Source organism: Arthrobacter sp. ISL-28, from assembly GCF_018613875.1.
GTDB lineage: Bacteria > Actinomycetota > Actinomycetes > Actinomycetales > Micrococcaceae > Arthrobacter.
In genome coordinates this window covers 1-25,467 of record NZ_JAGGPJ010000015.1, presented here as the reverse complement: position 1 = coordinate 25,467, position 25,467 = coordinate 1, and the positions used below count along the sequence as shown (strand labels likewise).

Below are 25,467 nucleotides of genomic sequence, written 5' to 3'. Positions count from 1 at the left end.
CCAAGCAAGGTCAACAGTTCCGGCAAGGCCGGATCAAATATGCGTACGGTTGCTCACTCGGGACAGGTCGGCGGCGCCGATAAGGCCGGCGTTGGGTCCCAGGGCCGCCAGGGCGATCTCAGCGGCTGGCCGGAACCCTCGTCCGGTGAGGTTCCGGGAAAAGGCCTTGCGGGCCGGTGCTACGAGCAGCTCACCTGCAGCGCAGAGTCCCCCGCCGATCACGAATTTTCCGGGGTCCAGTGCTGCGGCCAGGTTTGCCAGCCCCAGTCCCAGCCAGTCCCCCACGTCTTCCAGCAGTTCCTTCGACGCCGCGTCCCCGCTGATGGCCAGCTCGGTCACCGTCGTTCCCGTGATGCGCTCCGGATGTCCGTCCACGGCTTTGAGGAGCTCCTGGGCCACGGGGGAATTGGCTAGGGCGAGCTCGCGGGCCTCCCGGCCCAGGGCGTTGCCGGATGCGTACTGTTCCCAGCAGCCGCGGTTACCGCATTCGCAGCGGTGGCCGCCGGGCATGATGATCTGATGACCGAATTCGCCGGCGACGCCGAACCGTCCCCGTTCGACGCGACCGTCCATCACCATGGCCCCGCCAATACCCGTCCCCAGCGTGATGCACACCAGGCGGTCCTGGCCCTGCCCGGCACCAAACCGCCACTCGGCCCAGGCGGCGGCATCGGCGTCGTTTGCCAGCATGACGGGACGCCGAAGAAGCCGCTGCAGGTTATCCCTCAGGGGTTCGTTGCGCCATGCCAGGTGCGGGCTGAAGAGAACCGTGCCGCCGTCCAGATCCATCCAGCCGGCGGCGCCAATGCCCACAGACCTGATGCGGGCGCCGCGGCTCAATTCCTCGACCAGTTCGACGATGACCTGTTCGACGGCACGCGGGTCGCTTCCCGGCGTGGACCGCCTGGCTTCGCTGAGAATCGTTCCGTCTGCGTCGACCACACCTGCCGCAACCTTCGTCCCGCCGATGTCGATGCCTATGGCCAGCCCGGAGCCCGCGGGACGCAGGTGATCCCGGAACATCCGCCGGGGCGTGCCGCCTGCCTGATTGCCCAGCGAGCCGCGCCGCCACGCCCGAGGTCCATAATGGCGCGTGGGGCTGGACGATCCGGGCTGTTCACTCGACGGGGAAGGCTGCATAATTCCCCATTCTAGGGGCCCGGCAGGGGCCGTGGCTGGTCATGACCTCTTGGCGCGAACCGTGCTCTACCGTAATGTTACTGGCCAGTAACCGAATGTCCCGTGGCCCAGGTGGCGGAGTACTAAGGTTAGGACTAGCCGCAGCGGCCTACGGATCTCAAAGGAGCTATCGTGCGCGAATTCAGTGTTCCGCCCCTGGTCAACGTCCCCCCGGACACCAACATCACGGACCTTTTAGTGCGCCAGGCGGCCAAGCCGTCTAGTCCGGCGCTGTTTTCCCGGCTGGATGCCGGCGGACAGTGGCAGGACGTCGTTGCCAGTGACTTCCTGGCGGATGTCTCCGCCCTGGCGAAGGGGCTCGTGGCCAGCGGCGTGAAAGCCGGGGACCGGGTGGGAATCATGTCCCGGACTCGCTACGAATGGGCGCTGATCGACTTCGCCGTCTGGTTCGCCGGCGGCGTGTCCGTTCCCATCTACGAGACGTCCTCCCCCTCGCAGGTCGCCTGGAACCTGGGAGATTCAGGCGCGGTGGCCGCCTTCGGCGAGTCCGGCCATCACGAAAACGTCATCAGGCAGGCGGCCACATCCGAAGGGCTCACGGCCCTCACCCACGTCTGGCAGCTTGAAGGTGGAGGACTGGATGCCCTCCGGGAGGCCGGAGAAGACGTCAGCGATGACGAACTCGAGATGCGCCGTAGCACGGCCGGGCTGGGCGACGTCGCCACGATTATCTACACCTCCGGAACCACGGGACGGCCCAAGGGCTGCGAACTAACGCACGGAAACTTTGTTGAACTCACGGAGAATGCACTGGCCACGTCCCTGCGCCAGATCGTTAACGAGCAGGCGCGGACCATCATGTTCCTCCCGATGGCGCACGTGTTCGCACGGTTCATCTCAGTCCTCGCCGTGGGGGCTGGCGTTACGGTCGCCCACACGCCTGACATCAAGCACCTGCTGCCTGACCTGCAGAGCTACAAGCCCACCTTCATCCTTGCCGTGCCGCGCGTCTTCGAAAAGGTGTACAACTCCGCGATGACCAAGGCCGAAGACGGCGGCAAGGGAGCCATCTTCCACAAGGCAGCGGACACGGCCATCGCCTACTCCCGTGCCCGCCAGGACGGCAACGTGGGCGTCGGGCTGAAGATCAGGCACGCCCTCTTCGACAAGCTCGTCTACGGCAAACTCCGGGCCGCCATGGGCGGCCACGTGGCGCACGCGGTGTCCGGCGGCGGTCCGCTGGGCGAGCGGCTTGGCCACTTCTTCCAGGGCATCGGGCTGCAGATCCTGGAGGGCTATGGCCTCACCGAGACCACGGCCCCGGTCAGCGTCAACACGCCCGAGCGGATTAAGATCGGCACCGTTGGAGCACCACTTCCCGGGAATACCGTAAGAATTGCCGACGACGGCGAGATCCTCACCAAGGGTGTCTGCGTCATGAAGGGCTACTACAAGCGCGATGACCTGACGGCCGAGGCATTCGTCGACGGCTGGTTCCGCACGGGAGACATCGGGCAACTCGATGCCGACGGCTTCCTGGCGATCACGGGCCGGAAGAAGGAGATCATCGTAACGGCCGGAGGCAAGAACGTGATCCCTGCCCTGCTTGAAGACCAGATCCGTGCCGACGCACTGGTGTCCCAAGTACTTGTGGTGGGCGACAACCGGCCATTCATCGGTGCTCTCGTAACGCTCGACGAGGAAGCCCTTCCGGGATGGCTGCAGCGGCATGGGCTGCCTGCGGAAACGTCCATTACGGAAGCAGCCGATAACGACACCGTGAGGGCTGCGGTGCAGGAACTGATCAACAGCGCGAACCAGTCCGTCTCCCAGGCGGAGGCCATCAAGTCGTTCCGGATCGTGCCGCGCGACTTCACCGAGGCCTCCGGCCACCTGACCCCGTCCATGAAGGTCAAGCGGGCGCAGGTCATGAAGGACTTCGAGTCAGTCATCGACGAAATGTACGCCGCGCCGAAACCCACGCGAGCCTAGCTCCTGCCCGCGAAAGCGGGCACACCAAAGCCAGCATGCACGACTAAGCCAGCAAAAGCGGTACGAAAGAGCCCCGCCGGAATTCTCCTGCGGGGCTCTTTGCGTCGGGCTGGCCGCTACTCGACCGACTCCTACTCGACCACGAGCAGCAGGTCTCCGCCCTGTACCTGTTCCACAGCGGAAATGGCCAGCCGCGTCACCTTGCCGGCAACCGGCGTCGTGATGGATGCCTCCATCTTCATGGCCTCGATCGTGGCGACGGTGTCACCGGCCTTGACCGTGTCTCCCACCTTGACGGTCACTGTGACGGCGCCGGCAAACGGGGCAGCCACCTGACCCGGCTGGGCGGGATCGGCCTTCTCGGCTGCCTTGACGTTGCTGACCACGGACTTGTCGCGGACCGCGACCGGACGGGACTGGCCGTTGAGCGTGCACATGACGGTGCGCATGCCCTTCTCGTCCGGCTCCGAGACGGCCTCCAGCGAGGCGATGAGGCGGACACCCTTCTCCAGCTGGATCACGTGCTCCTGGCCGCGCTGCAGACCGTAAAGGTAGTCGCGCGTGTCCAGGACGGAAACGTTGCCGTACGTTTCCACGCTCTTCTGGTAGTCCTTGGTGGGGCCGGCGAAGAGCAGGCGGTTCAGCGTCTCCTGCCGGGTCTTTGAGTCACTCTTTAGCGCTGCGCTGTCTTCTGCGCTTAGCTCAGCGTCGCGGACCTTGATGCTCCGCCCCTGCAGTGCCTTGGTGCGGAACGGTTCCGGCCAGCCTCCGGGAGGATCGCCGAGCTCGCCTGACAGGAAGCCGATGACCGAGTCCGGGATGTCGTAGTTCTGCGGGCTCTCTTCGAAGTCCGCAGGATCGGCGTTCAGCCCGACAAGGTGCAGGGCGAGGTCGCCCACCACCTTGGAGGACGGTGTGACCTTTACCAGGTGGCCGAGGATGCGGTCCGCGGCGGTGTACATGTCCTCGATGGCCTCGAAGCGTTCGCCCAGGCCCAGCGCCATGGCCTGCTGGCGGAGGTTGGACAGCTGCCCGCCGGGGATTTCGTGCTGGTAGACGCGGCCTGTTGGGCCCGGCAGGCCGGACTCGAACGGGGCGTACACGCGTCGCACGGCTTCCCAGTAGGGTTCCAGGGAGCTGACGTTGGCGAGGCTCAGGCCGGTGTCGCGCTCGGTGTGCGCCAGGGCTGCGACCAGGGCGGAGGCGGACGGCTGGCTCGTGGTTCCGGCCAGGGATGCCGAGGCGACGTCGACGGCATCAACACCGGCATCAACTGCCGCGAACAGGGTGGCGAGCTGTCCGCCGGCGGTGTCGTGGGTGTGCAGGTGGACGGGGAGGTCGAACCGTTCCCGGAGCGCCGCCACGAGCTTGGCGGCAGCCGCTGGACGCAGCAGGCCTGCCATGTCCTTGATGGCGAGGATGTGCGCGCCTGCCTCGACGATCCTGTCCGCCAGCTGGAGGTAGTAGTCCAGCGTGTACAGCTTCTCGTTCGGGTCCAGCATGTCGCCGGTGTAGCAGAGAGCCACTTCGGCGACGGCGGTGCCGGTGGCGCGCACTGCGCGGATCGCCGGAGCCATCTGGTTGACGTCGTTCAGCGCATCGAAGATGCGGAAGATGTCGATGCCCGTGGCGGCCGCCTCGTTAACGAAGGCCTCCGTCACTTCCTCCGGGTACGGCGTGTAGCCCACGGTGTTCCGGCCGCGGAGCAGCATCTGCAGGCAGATGTTTGGCATGGCTTTCCGCAGTGCGGCCAGGCGGTCCCACGGGTCCTCGCCGAGGAAGCGCAGGGCGACGTCGTAGGTGGCGCCGCCCCAGGCCTCGACGGACAGCAGTTCCGGCAACAGCGAGGACACAGCGGGGGCGGCGGCAACGAGGTCCCTGGTGCGGACGCGGGTGGCCAGCAACGACTGGTGGGCGTCGCGGAAGGTAGTGTCCGTGACCGCTACGGCCTTCTGCTCACGCAGGGCACGCGCGAAACCTTCCGGGCCCAGTTCCTGCAGACGCTGGCGGGAGCCCGGCTGCGGCTCGCTCCCCTTCATGGCCGGAAGCTTCTCGGCGGGGTCGGTGTGGACTTTGAGCTCACCGTTCGGCTTGTTGACGGTGACCTCAGCCAGCCAGGTCAGCAGCTTGGTGCCGCGGTCGGCTGAAACGCGGGCCTTCAGCAGCTGAGGGCGCTCGTCGATGAACGACGTGGCCACATCACCCGCGATGAAGTCAGGGTCGTCCAGCACAGCCTGCAGGAACGAAATGTTGGTGGAGACGCCGCGGATTCGGAATTCTGCGAGAGCCCGGCGCGCACGGGCTACTGCGGCGGGGTAGTCCCTGCCGCGGCAGGTGAGCTTGACGAGCATGGAGTCGAAGTGGGGGCTGATTTCGGCACCCGAGTAGACAGTGCCGCCGTCGAGCCTGACACCGGCGCCGCCGGCAGAGCGGTAGCCGGTGATCTTTCCGACGTCGGGGCGGAAGCCGTTGGCCGGATCCTCGGTGGTGATGCGGGACTGCAGCGCCGCGCCCTTGAGGAAGACCGTCTCCTGCGACAGGCCGAGGTCGGCCAGGGTTTCGCCCGAGGCGATCCGCATCTGCGCCTGGACCAGGTCGACGTCGGTGACCTCTTCGGTGACCGTGTGCTCCACCTGGATGCGCGGGTTCATTTCGATGAAGACGTGCTGGCCGGCGCGCTCCCCTACCGTGTCCACCAAGAATTCGACGGTACCTGCGTTGACGTAGTTCAGCGCCTTGGCAAACTTCACAGCGTCGCGGTACAGGGCCTGGCGGATGCCCTCGTCGAGGTTGGGCGCCGGGGCGATCTCGATAACCTTCTGGTGGCGGCGCTGGATAGAGCAGTCACGCTCGAAGAGATGCATGACGTTGCCTTCGGCGTCGGCCAGGATCTGCACTTCGATGTGCCGGGGACGGAGCACGGCCTGCTCCAGGAACATGGTGGGGTCGCCGAACGCAGCGTCGGCCTCACGCATGGCGGACTGCAGCGCCTCGGGCAGCGCTTCGCGGGTATCGACGCGGCGCATGCCGCGTCCGCCGCCGCCTGCAACTGCCTTCGCGAAGATCGGGAAGCCGATTTCATCCGCAGCGGCGATGAGTTCGTCGAGGTCCTTGGAGGGCGCGCTCGACTTCAGTACGGGGACGCCGGCCTTGCGGGCAGCCTCCAGCGCGGCAACCTTGTTGCCGGCGAGTTCCAGGACCTCAGCCGGGGGCCCGACGAAGGTAATGCCGGCGTTCTTGGCGGCACGGGCCAGGTCCGGGTTCTCGGACAGGAAGCCATAGCCGGGGTAAATGGCGTCGGCTCCGGATTCCTTGGCGACCCGGATGACCTCGTCAACGTCCAGGTATGCCCGTACGGGGTGGCCCTCTTCGCCGATGAGGTATGCCTCGTCGGCCTTCTGGCGATGGATCGAGTTACGGTCCTCGTTGGGGAACACGGCGACGGTCTTGGCACCGAGTTCGTAGCCTGCGCGGAAAGCACGGATTGCGATCTCGCCGCGGTTGGCCACCAGAATCTTGGAAAACATACTTCTCCTGCATCATCGCGGGTGGTTCGGTAAGTGTCGTCACAGTGTGTAAGACGCGCGTATTGAAACACAAATCTTTGTGTCCACCGTCACAAATTATCCGTCATGTCGCGGCCACAATCACCCCGCCCCAGGCCTGACGCCGGAACGGTGCGTCGGTGAGCCATGCCGGGCCGGATGAGAAGGGTTTAGGCGCCGGGTCCACATATGATGAATGGGGCGGCGGAAGCCTGTCGCCGGTTCCGGCAGTGCCGGAACGGAAACTACCCCCAACACGGCAACCGGCGTTAGGTATTGGTTTTTCAAGTGCAAGTAGTCAGCATCAGCAGCCTCAAAGGCGGTGTCGGTAAGACATCGGTGACAACCGGACTGGCGTCTGCGGCCCTGGCCGCCGGCATTCCAACGCTCGTGGTGGACCTGGATCCGCACGCCGACGCCAGTACCGCATTGGGAGTGCAGCCGAGCGACACGCTGGACATCGCCCGGATGCTCAAGAACCCCCGTAAAGCCCGGCTTCCCGAAAACGTTGTTGCGAGCGGCTGGACGCAGCGGGCGGAAAGCAACGGCTCCGGCCCGGCGGTCCTGGATGTGGCTGTCGGATCGGCCTACACGGGAATATATGACCGCCCCGATCTGGGCAAAAGGGACCTCCGCCGGTTGTCCGCCGTCCTCACGGGAGCAGACAAATACGAGCTGGTTCTGGTGGACTGCCCGCCCTCCCTGAACGGTCTGACCCGCATGGCCTGGTCCGCGAGCACCAAGGTGGCCCTCGTCGCCGAGCCCGGCCTGTTTTCCGTTGCAGGGACGGAGCGCACCATGCGAGCCATCCAGCTGTTCCGTCAGGAATTCGCCCCCAGCCTCTCCCCGGCCGGCATTGTCGCAAACCGTGTGCGGTCCGGGTCCTCCGAACATGCGTTCCGCCTGGCCGAGATGCAGTCGATGTTCGGCGATCTCCTCCTGACCCCCCATATTCCGGAACAGGCGAACTGGCAGCAGATCCAGGGCGCTGCGCATGCCATCCACCATTGGCCTGGCGATTCCGCCAAGTCCGCGGCCGGGCTGTTCGACACCCTCTTGGGCAATCTGATGTCGGCTGGCAGGGCGGGCGGCCGCAGCCGCAGCAGCCGCTAGAGAAGCAACGCAGCAAAGCGAAGGCCGCCTTCCCCGTCGGGGAGGCGGCCTTCGCTTTGCTGCTCTCGAGCGCCCTGCGTTGGAGCGCCGGAACGGGCTGCTAGCCGGTCTTGCGGGCTGCCCGGCGCTTGCTCAGTTCGTCATCGGGGAAGGTCTGGTCGCTGGCGTGCTCGCTGGGCAGGGAGGCGAGGCTGCCCTCCACCTCGCGCCACACGCGGCCAACGGCGATTCCAAACACACCCTGTCCGCCCTGGACAAGGTCGATGACTTCGTCAGCTGAAGTACATTCGTAGACACTCGCGCCATCGCTCATCAACGTGATCTGCGCCAGGTCCTCGACGCCGCGCTCACGCAGGTGCTCCACCGCGGAGCGGATCTGCTGGAGCGAAACGCCGGTGTCCAGCAGCCGCTTGACGACCTTGAGCACCAGGATGTCGCGGAAGCCGTACAGCCGCTGCGATCCCGAGCCGGCAGCGCCGCGGACTGCGGGTTCAACCAGGCCAGTCCGGGCCCAGTAGTCCAGTTGCCGGTAAGTTATGCCTGCCGCTTTGCAGGCTGTGGGGCCACGGTAGCCGGCGTCCTCGTCAAGGACTGGGAGGTCCTCGGTGAAGAGAAGGCCCTGAGCACCGCTTGCAGGCACAGCTACGCCGGCCGTTGAGGGCTGCTTCAGCTCGCCTGCTTCGCCTTTCGGACTCACGTGGATCCTCCTTGTCATGAGTTCCCCTGGGGAAGTTGCCGCAACAGCCCTACATCATGAAGATCAGCATGAAATTCACGCGTGTAATTTGGCCGGAGTAGCACTTTCCAGTGTGACTTGCGCGGCTGTCGTATGCAATGGGAACTTGGTACCTTCGACGTTAGGCCTGCCGCGGTCCAAGGTCAAAGATGTTGGAGTCATTGAGGGGGCGTGTCGGAACTTTCATCCTCAACTTTAACCTTAACGTGACCTTAGCCATCGAAATCTTCGGGTTCTACGTCGTCCAGGAATTCACGGAACCTGCGCAATTCGCGTTCTTCGTCCACGGGAGGAGCGGGCTCAGTGTCCTCCCCCTCATCGTGTTCGGTGATGCGCACACCAGCCTCGTCCATGACGGAATCAGCGCACCAGATCCGGCATTTCGCCCGCAGGGCTATGGCCAGGGCATCCGACGCCCTCGAGCTGACCGTGGCGCCATTTTCAAACTGGAGCTGCCCATAGAAAATGTTGTCCTCCACCGCCACGATGTTGACGCTGACCACGGAGTGTCCGAGTGTCTCCACGACGTCCACTAGAAGGTCGTGCGTCATGGGCCGCGGCGGCACCACGCCCTGCTGCGCCAAGGCGATCGCGCTGGCTTCCGGCGTGCCGATCCAGATCGGCACATGCCGCTCCCCGTGCATCTCCCGGAGCAGCACCAATGGCTGGTTGGAGGGCAGCTCGATCCGGACGCCCACAATCTCGACTTCGATCATCAGATCTCCATCCGTGAAATACGGTCCTGGACCAGAGCCCGGTGCAGCGTCAGGCACAGGTCGCTGATTTCACGGGCCGCCTCTGCGGCCCGCGCCTGCGAGGCGGCGTCCTTGCGCGACGTCAGAGTGGCAACCGCCCGTTCCACAAGTCCGAACTCACGCTCCGCCGCCGCCTGGAAGGGGCGCAGGTGCCGGGGTTCCAGTCCGTGGCCTTCCAGCTGGACGCACGCACGCGCCACGTGCAGGGCGTGTTCATCAAACGTGCCATTCGTGTGGCCGATAAGCCCGAAGCTCAGCAGGGACTGCAGCAGCGGCACGCTTGCCCCGGACTCCGCCCGCAACTGTTCCTCGCTGAGCTTGCGGGCTTTGTTCTGCAGTTCAGCCGCGAGCTCATCTGAGACGATCCGCGGCGAGACTGTTACGCCGGGCGGAAGATTCTCCGGGCGCTCACCGCGGTCGATGGCATCGAGGTAGTCCTTAATGACCTTCAGCGGAAGGTATTGGTCCCGCTGAAGGGACAGGACAAAGCGCAGGCGCTCGACATCACTGTCGGAGTATTGCCGGTAGCCTGCCGGTGTGCGCCGAGGATTGATGAGTCCCTTTTCCTCAAGGAACCTGATTTTCGACGCCGTCATGCTCGGGAAATCGTCGCTCAACTGAGCGAGGACCTCCCCGATGTTCAGGACCAGGGGTCCACGGCGCTCCGGTTGTGCCATTGCCACAGGCAGCCGCTCCGAATCAGACGCGTCCTGCTGCGCGGGCAGGGCTCAGGTAGAAGGTGAGTCGGAATTTGCCGATCTGGACTTCGTTTCCGGACTTCAGTTCGACGCTGTCCACACGGTCATGATTGACGTACGTGCCGTTAAGGCTGCCGGTGTCCACCACTTCAAAGCTGCGGGCAGTGCGGCGGAATTCGACGTGGCGGCGTGAGACAGTGACGTCGTCGAGGAAGATGTCTGCATCGGGGTGCCGCCCGGCGGTGGTGATGTCGGAGTCAAGCAGGAAACGGGCACCCGAGTTGGGCCCGCTGTGGGCGACCAGCAGTGCTGAACCGGCGGGCAGCGCTTCTACGGCAGCCCTCTCCTCCGGTGAAAGCTTGGGCACGATGGTCGGCTCATCGTGAACTGGAGTGAGGTTGATCGAGGTTGTCTCCGAAGCCCTGCCCACGCCCGTGCCGTAATCACCGCTGGTGTGGTTCTGTCCGCCGCCAACCATGGATTCCTCCTCCTTCGTTGCAGATGTCCCCCTGCAATCAACGCATACCGTCCGGAAATGCCTGGCAGATCCGGTTTGCCGCCCGCCGGCCGGGCCACTGTATGCCAATGGCCCGGTCTGCGAGAACGGTTAGCTTTAGCCTACCTGTTGTTCGTACTCCGATGCACTGAGCAGGGAGTCCACTGCGTCAGGTTCTGCAAGCTTGACCTCGATGAGCCAGCCGTCACCGTAGGGATCGGAGTTGATGAGGGCCGAATCAGTGTCAAGGGCTTCATTCCGGGCCACTATTTCGCCGGACACCGGGGCGTATATATCGCTGACGCTCTTGGTGGACTCGACTTCGCCCACGACGTCGTTGGCTTTGACGGTAGTTCCGACTTCCGGCATCTGTGCGTAGACGACGTCCCCGAGGGCATCCTGGGCGAAGTCGGTGATCCCGACCCGGACCACACCGTCGGCGTTTGGCGCGGAAACCCACTCATGTTCGGCGGTGTAGGAAAGATCAGAGGGAATGTTGCTCATCAGGGGCCTTTCATCGGGTCAATCACCAATGTCAACGGAGGCGTAAGGAACAAGCCACCGCTGAAAGTATAGGCATAACCATCCATCGGCAGACGGGCGCCCGGGCTTGAGGCGTGCCGGAACAGATATCGCCTCCGCGGGGGTCCGGAACGACCGCTGGAATCTAAACTCCTGACACGCGTGCGCTGTTGTGCCACAGTGGGGGCATGCCAGAACTACCCGAAGTGGCCGGTCTGAGCACCTTTCTCGGCGAGCACCTTGAGGGCACCGTGCTGACGAAGCTCCAGGTCCTTTCCGTGGCCGTGCTCAAGACGGCTGATCCGCCCTACACCGCCCTCGAAGGCCGCACCGTGCACGGGGTGCGGCGCTTCGGCAAATTCGTCAGCATTGATGCCGACGGCCTGCACTTCGTCTTCCACCTCGCCCGCGCCGGCTGGCTGCGGTACACCGAGTCCCCGTCGGAGGCTCCGCTGCGCCCGGGCAAGGGCCCCATCGCCGCGCGGCTGGGCTTCACCGGCAGGGACGGACTTCGCATCGGCGTCGACCTTACTGAAGCGGGCAGCAAGAAGAGCCTTGCCGTCTACGTGGTTGCGGATCCTCAGGATGTGCCGGGAATTGCTGCCCTGGGGCCGGATCCGCTGGAGTCCGGGTTCAGCCTCGGAGAGTTCGCGGAGATCCTGGCCGCCAATCCGCACCAGATTAAAGGCGTGCTGCGAAGCCAGAGCGTGATGGCCGGGATCGGCAACGCATACAGCGACGAGATCCTCCATGCGGCAAAAATCTCCCCTTTCGCCATGGCCAACACCTTGGACAAGGACAGCATCCGGACCCTGTACGAGGCCATCCACAATGTGCTGGGAACAGCAGTGCGGGAGGCCAGGGGAAAGGCGCCGGGAGATCTCAAGGATACGAAGCGGGGCGGCATGAGCGTTCACGGCCGGGCCGGGGAGCCGTGTCCGGTCTGTGGGGATACCGTCCGCGAAGTGTCCTTCGCGGACACAGCACTCCAGTACTGCCCCACCTGCCAGACCAAGGGCAAGGTCCTGGCCGACCGCCGGACGTCCCGCTTCCTCAAATAACGTGCCCGGAACTGCTGGCCCTCGCTCCACGGAAAAGGCTCCCCCGGGAAGCAAAAAACCCCGCCAATCCATAAAGGATTGGCGGGGTTTTTCTTTTGGTCGGGCTGACAGGATTTGAACCTGCGACCCCTTGACCCCCAGTCAAGTGCGCTACCAAGCTGCGCTACAGCCCGTCAGTTCCGCCGTTCTCCGCTTCAGTGAGGTCCAGAAGAATTTCACCTAAGCAGTCCGGCCGAACCACCTCCAAAAGCTTACACGATTCCGGAGGGTGCCCGTGACATTTTCTGCCGCCACGGGCATGGTGTGTCCTAATTAACGCTTCTTGCCCCGCTTTTCGCGGACACGCATGTTGACCTCGATAGGCGTACCTTCGAAGCCGAACGTTTCGCGAAGTCGGCGGGTGATGAACCTGCGGTAGCCCGGATCCAGGAATCCCGTGGTGAAGAGGACGAACTTCGGCGGACGGCTGGATGCCTGGGTGCCGAACAGGATGCGCGGCTGCTTGCCGCCGCGGACCGGGTGCGGGTGGGCGGCCACGAGTTCGCCAAGGAAGGCATTGAGCCGTCCGGTCGGAATGCGCTTGTCCCAGTTTTCGAGGGCCAGATCCAGTGCGGGCACGAGGCGGTCCTTGTGCCAGCCGGTCTTGGCCGAGATGTTGACACGGGGAGCCCACTCGACGTGGGCCAGATCCTGCTCGATTTCCCGTTCCAGGTAGCGGCGGCGTTCATCGTCCAGCAGGTCCCACTTGTTGAACGCGAGCACCAGCGCACGGCCGGACTCGATGGCCAGCTGGAGGATGCGGACATCCTGCTCGCTCAGCACCTCGTCAACGGCAAGAAGAACGACGGCGACCTCCGCCTTTTCGAGAGCGCTTTGCGTGCGCAGGGAGGCATAGAAGTCGGCGCCCTGTGCCATGTGCTGCCGCCGGCGGATGCCGGCGGTGTCGACGAAACGCCAGGTCCGGCCGCCGAGTTCGATGAATTCATCCACCGGGTCACGGGTGGTGCCGGCGGTGTTGTCCACCACCACGCGCTCGGAACCGGCGAGCTTGTTCAGAAGGGATGACTTGCCCACATTGGGCCGACCGATCAGTGCGACGCGGCGCGGGCCGCCGGAGCGTTCGAGTCCCTCGATCGTGGAGTATTCCGGCAGCGTGTCCATGACGTGGTCCAGGAGATCGGCAACGCCCCGGCCGTGGAGGGCCGAAACGGGGTACGGCTCGCCGAATCCGAGGCCCCACAGGGTGGCGGAGTCGGCCTCCTGTGCGAAGTCATCCACCTTGTTGGCCACCATGATGACCGGCTTCTTGCTCTTGCGCAGCATCTTCATGACGCCTTCGTCCGTGGCGGTGGCACCAACGGCGGAGTCGACCACGAACAGCACCGCGTCTGCGAGCTCCACGGCCATTTCTGCCTGCTCGGCCACGCGGGCGTGGATGCCGCGGGCATCGTGTTCCCACCCGCCAGTGTCCACAACCGTGAAGTTGCGTCCGTTCCAGTGAGCGGAGTACATGACGCGGTCGCGCGTCACCCCGGGGGTGTCCTCCACGACTGCCTCGCGGCGGCCAAGGATGCGGTTGACGAGCGTGGACTTCCCCACGTTCGGGCGTCCGATGATGGCCAGGACGGGGTCCAGCTTGACCGGACCCTGCAGGTCCTCGTCATCGTAGTGGCCGCTGAGAAGGGCGGCGTCTTCCTCGTCGAGTTCGTAGTCGTCCAGCCCGGCCCGGAGCGAGGCCGCGCGGAGCTCCGCCTCGTCATCGTCCAGGGCGGCAAGATGCTCAGCCACCTGGTCGGTGCCGGTGGGCGTGTATTCGTCTTCGCCGGCGCCGGAGCGGCCGGAAGTTTGAGTCGTATCGCTCATTGCACTTTCCTTAGTGGTGATCTGCCGGCGACCCGGCTACTGCGGTGGAACGTTCTTGCGGGAAATCCGCGTCGGGCAAGGCCTGCCCGCTTGTTTGAATGGTGTCCTGGACATGCTTCGCCAGCGCGGCGCGGATTTCCATTCCCGCCCTGTCCATTGAAGCACGCCCGGTCTCGCCGGGATTCCGGCTGATGCTGATCGCCTCGCCGAAGCTGACGTGGAGCCTTCGGCCTGGGCGGGGAATGCTGTCCAGGTGCTCGCCGCCTTGGCGCGTCCCCAGGATGGCCACGGGGACCACCGTTGCTTTCGAGTTCAGCGCGAGCCAGGCGACGCCGTTGCTGATGCCGGCAGCCTTTCCGCTCCCCCGCGTGCCTTCCGGCAGGATCCCGACACAGCGACCGGCGTCGAGCACTGCCTTGCTGAGCTGCAGTGCGACCCGGTCGCCGGAACGGTCCACGGGAAGCTGGCCGGACGCCCGCAGGACCCGTCCGAGGAATCCCCTGAACATCTCCTGTTTAACCAGGATGTGCATTGGACGGGGTGAGGCTCCGAACATCACCGGGCCATCCAGGAAGCTGATGTGGTTGCCGGCGAAAATCACCGGGCCCTGGGTCGGGACGTTGGAGCGGCCGGTGACGGAGGTCCGGTAGACCAGGTGGTCCAGCAGCCAGCCCACCGGGCGGCTCCAGCCCATGGTCCAGCGCGCCGGGACACCGCTGCCCGGAAGGCCAGTGGCGTCACTCATGGTTGATGACCTTGGTGACGATCCGCAGTGCCGCCGCCACCGTCTCCTCAAAGTCCAGATCGGAGGAATCGAGGGTCACCACGCCGTCGGCGGCCTGGGTGAAGTTAACGACGGTCGAATCCTTGGCGTCCCTTTGGGTCACCTGGGCGGCGAGCTGCTCGGCACTTTGCGTGCCGCCCAGCTGGATTCCCCGCCGGCGGAGCCGGGCTTCTTCGCTCGCCGTCAGCAGCATCCGTACTTCGGCGCCAGGCACGACGACGGTGGTGATGTCCCTGCCCTCCACCACCATGCGGCGGTGGTGCTTTTCGATCAGAGCGCGCTGGCGGCGGATGAGTTCCGTCCGCGCCCCGAGCGTCGTGGCCACCGCGCTGACCGCCGAGGAGATCTCCGGCTCCCGGATGGCTTCGGTGACGTCAGTGCCGTCCACCCGCACGTACTCCTCATGCGGCGTGGTGCTGATCTCGAGCGGCAGATCTTCGGCTGCCAGCTCAACGGCAGAGGCGTCAGTGAGGTCGGTGCCCCGGTCAAGGCAGAACCAGGTCAGGGCACGGTACATGGCCCCGGTGTCCAGGTACGCGAGGTTCAGGCGACGGGCCACTTCCTTGCTGACGCTGGACTTGCCTGAACCCGAAGGCCCGTCGATGGCCACCACGAGTGGCTTGCCCAGTCGGAGCGCAGGCAGCGTGTCCGTAGCTTCCTGTGTCATCACTGCAGTACCCGCCATCCACGGTCGTTAAGGGCTTCGATGAGGAGATCATGTCTGTTCGGCAGGACGGACAGTTCCACCATGCCGACGTTCTGCCCGGACGAGTGGTCCAGCCGCAGGTCTTCCACGTTGACGCCGATCTCGCCGATCTCCGTCAGCAGGCGGGCGATCTGCCCAGGCTTGTCATCCACCAGCACAGTGAGCCAGGAATACGCCTGCGGCGGCCCTCCGTGCTTTCCCGGAATGCGTGACTGGCCGGCGTTGCCCTCGCTCATCAGCTGGGCAAGGTCCAGGCGGGCACCGGGTGCGGCCGGGTCTTCGAGTGTGCCGATCAGCCGGTTCAGGTCTTCCCTGACACCGTGCAGGATCTCCACGACCTTCTCCGCATTTGCCCCCAGAATCTGTACCCAGAGGGTGGGGTCGCTGGCAGCAATCCGGGTCGTATCGCGCAGTCCGTTGCCCGCAAGGGACAGCGCATGCAGCGGGGTGCCCTGCAGCCTGCTGGCCAGCAGCGAGGACATTACCTGTGGCAAGTGGGATACCAATGCCACCGCTTCGTCGTGTTCCTCCGCCGTGAACTGCGACACCAGGGCGCCGAGGTCAACGGCCAGGGCCCGGGCTGCCTGCAGCGCCGCTGCCGACGTTTCCGCGGAGGGGCAAACGACCCAGGGCATGGACGTGAAAAGCTCGCCGCGTGCAGCAACCGGCCCCGACTTTTCGCGGCCGGCCATCGGATGCGTGCCCACATAGCGTCCCAGGTCCGCTCCGCGGCGGCGGAGCTCGTCCTGGATGCCCGCTTTGACGCTCGCGATGTCCACCACTGTGCTCTCCGGGTAGTCGGATAGCGCACGTTCCACGACGTCCGCCGTCACGTCCGGAGGAGATGCCACGACCACCAGTTCAGGCTGCTCCGCGCCCAGCGCGGCGAGGGGAAGCCCGGCGCCGATATCCACGGCAACGGCCTGGTTGGTGGGAGACGGATCAGACAGGTAGACGGCCACGCCGCGGCCGCGAAGGCCCAGGCCGATGCTTGTACCGAGCAGGCCCGTGCCGACAACAACGACCGGGCCGTTCAGGTGCCCGCGGCCGTGAGTACGGAATGCCGACATGCCCTACAGTCCTACGGATGCCAGCAGGTGGCCGACTTCCTGCTTGCCAAGGTTGCGGATGCTCCCCTGACGCTGGTCGCCCAGCCCGATGGGGCCGACCTTGACACGCACGAGGCGCTGCACGGGGAACCCGACGGCGTCGAAAAGCCGGCGCACAATCCGGTTCTTCCCCGAGTGGAGCACCACTTCGATCAGCACATGTCCCGGAGTGGAGTCAACGAGGCGGAAGGAGTCCACGGACGCGATGCCGTCTTCCAGCTCGACGCCGGCCTTCAGCTGTGCGCCGACGCCCTGTGGGAAAGGACCTCGTACCTGGACCAGGTACGTCTTGGGCACCTCATAGGAAGGGTGGGTCAGGCGGTTGGCCAGTTCGCCGTCGTTCGTCAGCAGCAGCAGGCCCTCGGTGGCGACATCGAGCCGTCCGACGTGGAAGAGGCGCTCGCCCTGGTGGGATTTGCGGACAAAGTCGCTGATGCACGGGCGGCCGTCCGGGTCCTCCATGGTGGACACAACGCCCTTGGGCTTGTTGAACACCATGTAGACGAGGGTGTCATCCAGTTGGATGCGGAGACCGTCCACGTGGATCACGGCGGTCTTGGGGTCGACGCGGACGCCAAGCTCGGTGACGACCTTGCCGTCGACCTCCACCCGGCCTTCGGCAATCATCTCCTCACAGACGCGGCGCGACGCGACGCCTGCGGAGGCCATGACCTTCTGCAGGCGGACGCCGTCGGCGTCGTGGACTTCCGACTGCGGAACGTCGCCGCGGGGGCCGCGCTTACGGGAGGGCCTGCGGACCGGACCGAGGTTCTGCCCGAAGCGTTCGCTGCCGAAGGCTCGCGAACCGGCGGTCTTGGGCGCGCCTGCCCGGGGCTTGGGCTTCAGCGCTCCGGGCGTGCCGGCGGCTTTTCCTGCACCGGGCTTGCGGGCTCCGGGCTTGCGGGCCGACGGCTTGGCTCCTGATTTCCAATCCCCTGCGGCGGGCCTGGCCGTCTGGCCGGCGGGCACTTCGTCCGGATCGACGAAGCGCTCCTCGCGCGGCTTCGGCGCCTTATGCGGACGATCACCGTAGGGCCGGTCGCCGCCCTTGGAAAAGTCGCGCTGCCCTGAACCGTAGCCAGCGCCGCGCTGGCCTGCACGGCCGCCCTGCCCTGCGCCGCGCGGTTGATCGCGTTCCGGACCTTTACGTCCTGAACTGTTACGTGGTGAACTCTGGCGTCCCGCCTGTGTCATGACCCGTCCTTCGTTATGTTGACCGGCACGGTTGTCCAAGGACAACACTAGCCAGCCGTGCAGATTAAATCTGCCCTGGTAAATACTGTGATGCAGGCACGGTTGCCTACATTCTTCCGGCATCGTAGAACTCGTCGATTCCTTCAAGCCCCGGAAGGTGCGGTGAAATCTGAGGCAACTCAGCCACCGAGCCGATTCCCATGCGTTCCAGGAAATACGACGTCGTGCGGTACAGGACCGCACCCGATTCCGGATCCGTTCCGGACTCCTCGATCAGCCCGCGCTGGGTCAGCGTCCGCACGACAGAGTCAACGTTAACTCCTCGAATTGCAGACACCCTGGCCCTGGAAACGGGCTGCCTGTAGGCGATCACGGCGAGCGTTTCTAGCGCCGCCTGCGTCAGCCTGGCTGTCTGACCCTCAAGGACGAAAGCACCGACGATCTCGGCAAATTCGGCCCGTGAGTAGATGCGCCAGCCACCGGCAACATTCCGCAATTCAAAGCCCCGGGGGCTGGACGTGAAGCCAGCGTCACTGGCAATTTCCATATCCGGGGCTTTAACAGTATAGCCGTCATACTCGCGCTGCAGTTCCAGCAGCAGCTGCTCCACGACGTCCACGGTCAGATTCAGCCCGGCTGCCAGGTCCGTGGCTGAAGCAGGCTGGTCCAGCACCATCAACACGGCCTCGAGGGCAGCGCGGGCGCCCCCCGGGAGCCCGGCTACGTCAGTGCCGGCATCGGGCGACGGTTCCGACTGCGCATTTTTCACGGTTGCTCCTCATATTCTTCGCTCAGGTGGTCGCTGCTCCACTCCGCGCCCGGCGCCGTCCATCGGACGGTCAGGTCACCGAGCGGTGCCAGCTGGCTGAAAGCCACCACCTGGTCCCGGAAAAGTTCCAGCAGGGCCAGGAAACGCGCAACCACGACAAGCGTGGATTCGGCATCGGCAATCAGTGCCCGGAAAGACAGCGGCCTGCCCTGCTGCAGGCGCAGCCCGATCAGCTCCGCCTGTTCCTTGACGCTCACGGGGCTGGCGTGCAAGTGTGCAACCCCCACTTCCGTGGGCTTCGGGGCCTTGGGTTTCAGGGCGGTGTCGGCCAGGGCGGCGAACTGCTGGGGAGTGTGCTTCCAGATGAGCTCCGGTAGCATGGCCGCAAAGTGCTCCTCCAGCGCCACCTGCCGCGGATACCGCCGGGACTCGAGTTCCAGCGTGGCGTCCATCAGTACAGCAACCTGTTTGAACGCCTTGTACTGCAGCAGCCGGGCAAAAAGCAGATCCCGGGCCTCCAGCAGCGCAATGTCGTCGTCATTCTCGACTTCGCCGGCCGGGAGCAGGCGCGCGGCCTTGAGATCCAGGAGGGTGGCCGCGATGACAAGGAATTCGCTGGCTTCATCGAGGGCCCAGTCCTCGCCCAGTTTCTGCAGGTTCCGGATGTACTTGATGAACTCATCCGTCACCGTGGCGAGTGCCACCTCGGTGATGTCCAGCTGGTGCTTGGAGATCAGGCCGAGCAGGAGGTCAAAGGGGCCGGTGAAGTTTGCCAGCCGCACCTCAAAACCCGGCTTTTGTGCGGCCACGGCCGAGGCTTCATCCACAGTCTGTTTACGGAGCGCCGCCGCGCGAAATCAGCTCTTTCGCCAGTCGGCGGTAAGCGTCGGCGCCGATGTGATTGCCGGCGTAGCTCGTAATGGGTTCCGCGGCGACGGTGGCATCGGCGAACTTGATGGAGCGCTTGATGACGGTTTCAAAGACCTTGTCCCCGAAGGCCTCCACCAGACGGGTGATGACCTCGCGGCTGTGCAGCGTGCGGGCGTCGTACATGGTCGCCAGCACGCCATCCACCTGCAGCCTCGGGTTGAGGCGGTCCTGGACCTTGTCGATGGTTTCTACCAGCAGAGCCACGGCACGCAACGCAAAGAACTCGCAAATCAGCGGAATGATCACGCCATGGGCTGCCGTCAAGGCATTGACAGTCAGTAGGCCAAGCGAGGGCTGGCAGTCGATCAGGACGATGTCGTAGTCGTCCTCGACCTTTTTCAGCGCGCGGTCCAGAACCTGCTCGCGGGCAACCTCGTTGACCAGCTGGACCTCCGCGGCGGAAAGGTCAATGTTGGCCGGCAGCAGGTCAACATTCTCGACGCCGGTCTTGTGGATGGCCTCGCGGATGTCTACCTTGCGGTCCATCAGGACGTTGTACACGGTGAGGTCCAATTCATGCGGGTTGACGCCGAGCCCAGCGGACAGCGCGCCCTGGGGGTCGAAGTCCACCAGCAGCACGCGGCGGCCGTACTCTGCCAGCGCGGCTGCGAGGTTGATGGTGGAGGTAGTTTTACCCACCCCGCCCTTCTGGTTGACCATGGCAATCACGCGCGCGGGCCCATGGGAGGACAGCGGCGCGGGCTCCGGAAATTCGCGGTGGGGACGTCCTGTGGGACCCATGACGGCGTCTTCCAGGTCGAGTTCCGTGCCTTCCAGAGTTGCTGAACCCTGTTCGCTGCTCACGTATCTATCCACACTTTCGATGACGGTGATTTTTTGCCGCTGCATATACAGCGCCCATGCTTCTTCCACCCAAGGCTACAGCGCCCGACACGGCATTCTGTGGAACTTGACTTTTGATGGCGCTTGAGCCTTGACCTTGTACCTTAAGTCGAAGGTTGCTGTCGAGGGAAATGAAAACCGCCCGCACAGGATTGCCTGTGCGGGCGGTTTTCCGGCGCCGGTCCGGATCTGTTGTGAGACTAGGCGTGTGCCGGGACGATCTTCTCGGGCGATTCCTCCACACCGTGGTGATGGGGAATCATGGTCGTCTCATCGAACGGTTCCTCGCCGGACAGCACGCGGGTGACCTGCTCGCCGTCGATCTCCTTGACCCAGGTGCCGATCAGCAGGGTTGCCACTGCGTTGCCGGTGAAGTTGGTCAGGGCGCGGGCCTCGGACATGAAGCGGTCGATGCCGACGATCATGCCAACGCCGCCGAGGAGCTCGGGCTTGTGGGCCTGCAGACCGGCTGCCAGCGTGGCGAGGCCTGCACCAGTAACGCCGGCTGCACCCTTGGAAGCGATGATCATGAAGAGCAGCAGGGAGATCTGCGCACCAAGGTCCAGCGGCGTCCCCATGGCATTGGCTACGAAGAGCGACGCCATTGTCAGGTAGATGGCCGTACCGTCGAGGTTGAAGGAGTAGCCGGTGGGGACGGTGACGCCGACCACGGGCTTGGAGACACCCAGGTGCTCCATCTTGGCGATGAGCCGCGGGAGGGCGGCTTCGGATGACGAGGTCGAGAAAATCAGGAGGTATTCCCGGGCCAGGTACCGCATCAGCTTGAAGATGTTCACGCCGGTGACAACCTGCAGCAGGCCGCCGAGGATGACCACGATGAACAGCGCGCAAGTGATGTAGAAGGCAAGCATCAGGGTGAACATGCTCACGATGGCCTGGAAACCGGTCGCACCCACTACTGCGGCGATGGCGCCGAAGGCACCGACCGGGGCGAGCCACATGATCATGACGAGGATGCGGAAGACCAGTGCCTGGCCGTAGCCGATGGCCTTGAGGATCGGAGCGCCCTGCTGGCCCATCTTCTGGAGGGCGAAGCCGATGAGGATGGCGGCGAGAAGGGTGGGAAGCACCGGAACGTCGCTGGGGATGATACCCAGGAGGAAGTCAACGGTGCTGTCGGTGGCCGCCTTCTTGTTGGGGTCGTACGGCGCGAGCTTCAGCCCTTCACCCGGGTGGATGAGGTTGCCGACGACGAGGCCGATCGCCAGAGCGAACGTGGACATCAGCACGAAGTAGCCCAGGGCCAAACCGCCGACCTTGCCCACTGTTGCGGCCTTGGCGATGGAGCCAATGCCCAGGACGATGGTGCAGAAGATGATCGGAGCGATCATCATTTTGATGAGCTTGATGAACCCGTCACCCAGGGGCTTCAGGGATTTTCCTACCTCCGGGAAGAGCAGCCCCACGAGGGCGCCCAGAATAACGGCGGCGATGACGGCCATGTAAAGGTAGTGGGATTTGTCCAGCCCTTTGCGCGCGGCCTTGGCCGGCGCAGCCGACTCTCCTCGTTGAGAAGCCATGATGTGTCTCCTTATGGATAATCTGGAAGACGCTTCGCACAGTCTCTGAGCTCTTCGCGTCGGTCCTTTGTGATTTCCATCATTGGGCATGGAGTGACTTGGCTCACTGTTGCGTTCATATTGGTCATAGGAGGTGTTGTGATCCACCGTTGGAGCATTGCCAGGCGGCTGTTCGTGGCTAACCTGCTGTTCGTGCTGGCGCTCACCGCGCTCGTGGGGACGGCGGTCTTCGTGGATGCCCGTGACCGCACCTATGCTGAGGCGGGCCGGAGGATGGCCGCGGTGGCTGTCTCCGTTGCGGACAACCCCTTAGTGCTCCAGGCAGCCGCTTCCCCTGATCCCTCGGCCCGGCTCCAGCCCTATGCCCTGAAGGTGATGGAAGACGCCGGCGCCGATTTCATCACCATCATGGCGCCGGACAGGACGCGGTGGACCCATCCCCGCAGTGAGGAGCTTGGCCGCCCCTACATCGGCTCGATCACCGATGCGTTGGAGGGGAAGGTCTTCACGGAGATCACCGCCGGCACCCTGGGCCCGTCCGTCCGCACCATCGCACCGGTCAAGGACGCCCGCGGTTCGGTGAAGGCCCTGGTTGCTGCCGGCGTCACGGTCAGGACAGTCGACGTCGCGGTGAGCGGCAGGATCCCCGCCCTTTTGGCCATCTCAGGCGGACTGCTCGTGAGCGGCTCGCTCGCATCCTGGCTCCTCGGACGCTACCTCCGCCGGGTGACCCGTGGCTGGGGGCCTGAACAGCTCGCCCAGCTCTTTGCGTACTACGAATCCGTGCTCCACTCAGTCAGGGAAGGCGTCATCCTGATCGATACCAAGGGAAGAGTGGTGATGCACAACGACCAGGCGGCTGAACTGCTGGGGCTCGCGCCGCGGGACTCGGACAGCGACAGGTCGGACGCTCCATTCATCGCGGACCTCCCGCTGGCTCCCAGCCTGAAAAACCTCTTCGAGTCGGGCCGGACGGCCCACGATGAAATCCATCTGACGGACTCCGGCGTCCTCGTGGTGAACCAAGGTCCGGCTGTGGGACCACACTCTTCTTCCGGGCGGCAACGTCCGGCGGTTTTCGGAACGGTAGCCACAATCCGCGACCGTACAGAAATCGAGTCCCTGGGAAGCGAGCTCGAGACCATGCGCACGCTGTCCGGCGCGCTCCGGGCCCAGACCCATGAGCACGCCAATCGGCTCCATACCATGGTTTCGCTCCTCGAGCTCGGCCGGACCGACGAGGCCCTCGACTTCGCCACCAAGGATCTCGAGCTGAGCCAGCAGCTGACGGATGACATGTTGAGCTCCGTGCAGGAACCCGTGCTCAGCGCGCTCATCATGGGGAAAGCCGCTGAGGCCAACGAGCGCGGCGTGGAACTTGTGATTGAAGCCTCCGGGCAGGCCGGTGCCGACGGCCTCGCCGTCCAGGACCTCGTCACGATCCTCGGGAACCTGCTGGACAACGCAATCGACGCAGCCGCAGACGCTCCTGCCCCCAGGCGGGTGGAGCTGAGGGTCGCATCAGGCGACGGCGGGCTGGACATCACGGTCGAGGATTCCGGCAAGGGCATCGAACCAGAGGCGATCGACGATGTCTTCCGGTATGGCTACAGCACAAAAGCCGCCGGCCCCTTTGGCCGCGGCCTCGGACTGGCGCTTGTTAAGCAGGCCGTCCAGCGTATGGCCGGTACGATGACGATCACCAATTCCGACAGCACCGGCGGGGCACGCTTCCACATTGTGCTGCCGGCGCCGTACCGGCCCAGCCTCCTGGAGGAGCACACGTGACAGACATCCGAGTCCTCGTCGTCGAGGACGAACCGGTGGCTTCGGCGGCGCATGCCGCCTATGTGGGACGGCTGGAGGGATTTACCCTTGCCGGGACCGCCCCGGACGGCCAGTCGGCGCTTCGGCTGCTCACCGAATTCGCGTCCGCGGGGAGTCCGGTCGAACTCGTTCTCCTGGACATGAACCTGCCGGATCTGCACGGCCTCGACATTGCACGGCGGATGCGCTCGGCAGGCCATTTCGCGGACATCATCGCGATCACCGCAGTCCGTGAACTCGCCATCGTCCGCAGTGCCGTCTCGATCGGGGTGGTGCAATACCTCATCAAGCCATTCACGTTTGCCACCTTCGCGGACAAGCTCGACAGCTACCGGCATTTCCGTGAGCAGCTCGCCACGCCCGAAACCGGATCGGCCAAAACCGGGGCCTCCCAGAGCGATGTTGACCAGGCATTCGCCAGCCTCCGGGCGCCGTCGGAGCTGCCGCTGCCGAAGGGCCTGGCCCCCTCCACCCTCGACGCCGTCCGCGACTTCATCAAGCAGCAGCAGGGGGCGGTCTCGGCCACCGAAGTCATGACGGCACTGGGCATGTCGCGGGTCACGGCCCGGCGCTATCTCGAGTACCTCGCCGACGCCGGGACAGTCTCCCGGACGGCCCGCTACGGTGCGCCGGGACGGCCGGAAAACGAATACCGCTGGTCCCGGACATAACCGGTTTCGCCACACTCAACCAGCAGTTTGACACGCACAACCAGCGTCCTTGGCCCCGGGCAGCGGAAGTCCCAGCACATGTTGCCGTCCCGGCAGGCTGCCGGGCCCTTCCGTCTGCCACCGGCGGTCTCCAACCGGAACACCCTGCGTTCCTGCGCCAGCGGGAAGGCATCGGCATCGGACCACACCTGTATACATCGAACGAGTAAATGGCGGAAATATTCGCCAATGCTGGGCTGAATCGGTATTTTTGTATACACTGAAGGAAGTCGATGAACTAAGGGAGGCAGCATGCGCGCCAGCGACAGGGCTTACGCCGCACTGCGCGATGACATCATCGAATGGCGGCTCCTCCCCGGAACAGTCCTCGCCGAAGTCGAGCAGTCCGAACGGCTTGGCGTCTCGCGGACGCCGCTGCGGGAGGCGCTGAGCCGTCTGACGGCGGAAGGACTGACGACGGCGGCGGGCGGCCGCGGCGTCGTCGTCACCGATATTTCGCTTGAGGATATTGACGAACTGTTCGAACTCCGCGAAACACTCGAGTGCAAGGCAGCGGCGCTGGCTGCTGAGCGCGGCGACGCCGCACTGTTCCTGCAGATCCAGAAGGAGCTGCTCGAAGCGCCGGACCTGATCAGCGGCGCTGATCCGGCCCGCCATGACTACTACGTTCTTGTCGGCCGGCTCGATGAGGCGATTGACGCCGCCATCTCCAACTCCTACCTGGCCCAGGCCATGCGGAGTCTTCGGGTGCATCTCGTGCGGGTCCGGCGGCTGGCCGCGGACGACGCCGCCCGGCTCACCGCAGCGGCGGCGGAGCACGCGGCCATCGCCGAAGCCATCGCCGCCCGCAACCCGCGGCTGGCCGAAGCTGCCACCACCGTGCACCTGCACCGCAGTCTTTCCCACGTCAAAGCCACCCATACACCTCATTAACGGTCCACACATAGCAGTCCATATATAGCAAGGGAGCCCCCATGGTTAAGGAACACCACGTCCGCGTGTACAAGAGCGAGGAAAACCTGCCCCGCGAGGACCAGCTGGCCCACAAGATCGCCGTGGTGGCAGCCGACCCGGTGGCCGTCACGGACGACGTCACCGAAATGGTGATCAACCGCATCATCGACAACGCCTCGGTCGCCATCGCGTCGCTGAACCGGGCCCCGATCGTGGCC

Annotated in this window: 22 protein-coding genes, 1 tRNA gene and 1 pseudogene; 7 read left to right on the top strand and 17 right to left on the bottom strand. The window is 64.9% G+C overall.

The features are described from left to right. Window positions 1–33: 33 nt before the first annotated feature. On the bottom strand, window positions 34–1,023 hold the full coding sequence (locus tag J7E80_RS11720; protein ID WP_215052146.1) for an ROK family glucokinase: 990 nt from the start codon (window positions 1,021–1,023) through the stop codon (window positions 34–36). A 288-nt stretch (window positions 1,024–1,311) separates the two neighbouring features. Here J7E80_RS11720 and J7E80_RS11715 point away from each other — a divergent pair, with 288 nt between their 5' ends. Further along, window positions 1,312–3,132 carry a long-chain fatty acid--CoA ligase gene (locus J7E80_RS11715; RefSeq protein WP_215051716.1) on the top strand — a complete coding sequence of 607 codons (1,821 nt, stop codon included), beginning with the start codon at window positions 1,312–1,314 and terminating at the stop codon, window positions 3,130–3,132. 131 nt (window positions 3,133–3,263) lie between these two features. Here the strand turns inward: J7E80_RS11715 and J7E80_RS11710 are convergent, their stop codons facing one another. Continuing rightward, entirely contained in the window at window positions 3,264–6,659 is a 3,396-nt protein-coding gene (locus J7E80_RS11710; RefSeq protein ID WP_215051715.1) for a pyruvate carboxylase, read from the bottom strand. A 306-nt stretch (window positions 6,660–6,965) separates the two neighbouring features. Here J7E80_RS11710 and J7E80_RS11705 point away from each other — a divergent pair, with 306 nt between their 5' ends. Then, the gene (locus J7E80_RS11705) at window positions 6,966–7,790 is read left to right on the top strand and encodes a ParA family protein (RefSeq protein ID WP_215051713.1); all 825 of its coding nucleotides are present in this window, start codon (window positions 6,966–6,968) and stop codon (window positions 7,788–7,790) included. 100 nt (window positions 7,791–7,890) lie between these two features. Here J7E80_RS11705 and J7E80_RS11700 read toward each other — a convergent pair whose 3' ends face one another. From J7E80_RS11700 to gcvH, 5 genes are all read right to left on the bottom strand, one after another. Continuing rightward, the gene (locus J7E80_RS11700; RefSeq protein WP_215051712.1) at window positions 7,891–8,487 is read right to left on the bottom strand and encodes a MerR family transcriptional regulator; all 597 of its coding nucleotides are present in this window, start codon (window positions 8,485–8,487) and stop codon (window positions 7,891–7,893) included. Window positions 8,488–8,738: 251 nt separating this feature from the next. Further along, a complete protein-coding gene (locus J7E80_RS11695) occupies window positions 8,739–9,242 on the bottom strand; it encodes a bifunctional nuclease family protein (protein ID WP_215051710.1) in 504 nt (167 codons plus the stop codon). Then, the gene (locus J7E80_RS11690; protein ID WP_215051708.1) at window positions 9,242–9,958 is read right to left on the bottom strand and encodes a MerR family transcriptional regulator; all 717 of its coding nucleotides are present in this window, start codon (window positions 9,956–9,958) and stop codon (window positions 9,242–9,244) included. Before J7E80_RS11690 ends, J7E80_RS11695 begins: the two co-directional genes overlap by 1 nt. 22 nt (window positions 9,959–9,980) lie before the next feature. Next, complete coding sequence (locus tag J7E80_RS11685; protein ID WP_215051706.1) at window positions 9,981–10,457, bottom strand: FHA domain-containing protein; 477 nt, start codon at window positions 10,455–10,457, stop codon at window positions 9,981–9,983. Window positions 10,458–10,592: 135 nt separating this feature from the next. After that, window positions 10,593–10,979, bottom strand: a complete 387-nt coding sequence (gene gcvH, locus J7E80_RS11680) for a glycine cleavage system protein GcvH (protein WP_215051704.1) — start codon at window positions 10,977–10,979, stop codon at window positions 10,593–10,595. 206 nt (window positions 10,980–11,185) lie between these two features. On the opposite strand from gcvH, the gene J7E80_RS11675 reads away from it, so the two are divergent. Continuing rightward, complete coding sequence (locus tag J7E80_RS11675) at window positions 11,186–12,058, top strand: Fpg/Nei family DNA glycosylase (RefSeq protein ID WP_215051702.1); 873 nt, start codon at window positions 11,186–11,188, stop codon at window positions 12,056–12,058. A gap of 96 nt (window positions 12,059–12,154) precedes the next feature. Here J7E80_RS11675 and J7E80_RS11670 read toward each other — a convergent pair. The 10 genes from J7E80_RS11670 to J7E80_RS11625 form a co-directional block, all read right to left on the bottom strand. Continuing rightward, window positions 12,155–12,231, bottom strand: a tRNA-Pro gene (locus tag J7E80_RS11670). 139 nt (window positions 12,232–12,370) lie between these two features. Further along, complete coding sequence (gene der / locus J7E80_RS11665) at window positions 12,371–13,921, bottom strand: ribosome biogenesis GTPase Der (RefSeq protein WP_215051701.1); 1,551 nt, start codon at window positions 13,919–13,921, stop codon at window positions 12,371–12,373. A 10-nt stretch (window positions 13,922–13,931) separates the two neighbouring features. After that, window positions 13,932–14,615 carry a 1-acyl-sn-glycerol-3-phosphate acyltransferase gene (locus J7E80_RS11660; protein WP_215052139.1) on the bottom strand — a complete coding sequence of 228 codons (684 nt, stop codon included), beginning with the start codon at window positions 14,613–14,615 and terminating at the stop codon, window positions 13,932–13,934. 43 nt (window positions 14,616–14,658) lie between these two features. Continuing rightward, complete coding sequence (cmk, locus tag J7E80_RS11655) at window positions 14,659–15,372, bottom strand: (d)CMP kinase (protein WP_215051699.1); 714 nt, start codon at window positions 15,370–15,372, stop codon at window positions 14,659–14,661. Next, on the bottom strand, window positions 15,372–16,481 hold the full coding sequence (locus tag J7E80_RS11650; RefSeq protein WP_215051697.1) for a prephenate dehydrogenase: 1,110 nt from the start codon (window positions 16,479–16,481) through the stop codon (window positions 15,372–15,374). Before J7E80_RS11650 ends, cmk begins: the two co-directional genes overlap by 1 nt. A 3-nt stretch (window positions 16,482–16,484) precedes the next feature. Beyond that, window positions 16,485–17,714, bottom strand: a complete 1,230-nt coding sequence (locus J7E80_RS11645; RefSeq protein WP_215051695.1) for a pseudouridine synthase — start codon at window positions 17,712–17,714, stop codon at window positions 16,485–16,487. 106 nt (window positions 17,715–17,820) lie between these two features. Continuing rightward, window positions 17,821–18,483: an SMC-Scp complex subunit ScpB gene (locus tag J7E80_RS11640; protein WP_215051694.1), complete on the bottom strand. Its 663-nt coding sequence runs from the start codon at window positions 18,481–18,483 to the stop codon at window positions 17,821–17,823. Then, complete coding sequence (locus J7E80_RS11635; protein WP_215051692.1) at window positions 18,480–19,292, bottom strand: ScpA family protein; 813 nt, start codon at window positions 19,290–19,292, stop codon at window positions 18,480–18,482. The genes J7E80_RS11640 and J7E80_RS11635 overlap by 4 nt, the downstream gene beginning before the upstream one ends. Window positions 19,293–19,317: 25 nt before the next feature. Next, complete coding sequence (locus J7E80_RS11630; protein WP_215051690.1) at window positions 19,318–20,217, bottom strand: ParA family protein; 900 nt, start codon at window positions 20,215–20,217, stop codon at window positions 19,318–19,320. A 239-nt stretch (window positions 20,218–20,456) separates the two neighbouring features. Then, window positions 20,457–21,797, bottom strand: a complete 1,341-nt coding sequence (locus J7E80_RS11625; RefSeq protein WP_215051688.1) for a cation:dicarboxylate symporter family transporter — start codon at window positions 21,795–21,797, stop codon at window positions 20,457–20,459. 138 nt (window positions 21,798–21,935) lie between these two features. Between J7E80_RS11625 and J7E80_RS11620 the strand changes: the two genes are divergently transcribed. The 4 genes and pseudogenes from J7E80_RS11620 to J7E80_RS11605 all read left to right on the top strand — a co-directional run. Then, a complete protein-coding gene (locus tag J7E80_RS11620; RefSeq protein ID WP_215051687.1) occupies window positions 21,936–23,585 on the top strand; it encodes a sensor histidine kinase in 1,650 nt (549 codons plus the stop codon). After that, on the top strand, window positions 23,582–24,295 hold the full coding sequence (locus J7E80_RS11615; protein ID WP_215051685.1) for a response regulator: 714 nt from the start codon (window positions 23,582–23,584) through the stop codon (window positions 24,293–24,295). Before J7E80_RS11620 ends, J7E80_RS11615 begins: the two co-directional genes overlap by 4 nt. A 291-nt stretch (window positions 24,296–24,586) precedes the next feature. Further along, window positions 24,587–25,228: a GntR family transcriptional regulator gene (locus tag J7E80_RS11610; protein ID WP_215051683.1), complete on the top strand. Its 642-nt coding sequence runs from the start codon at window positions 24,587–24,589 to the stop codon at window positions 25,226–25,228. Between the two features lie 41 nt (window positions 25,229–25,269). After that, window positions 25,270–25,467, top strand: a pseudogene (locus J7E80_RS11605) (MmgE/PrpD family protein); the annotation flags it as partial.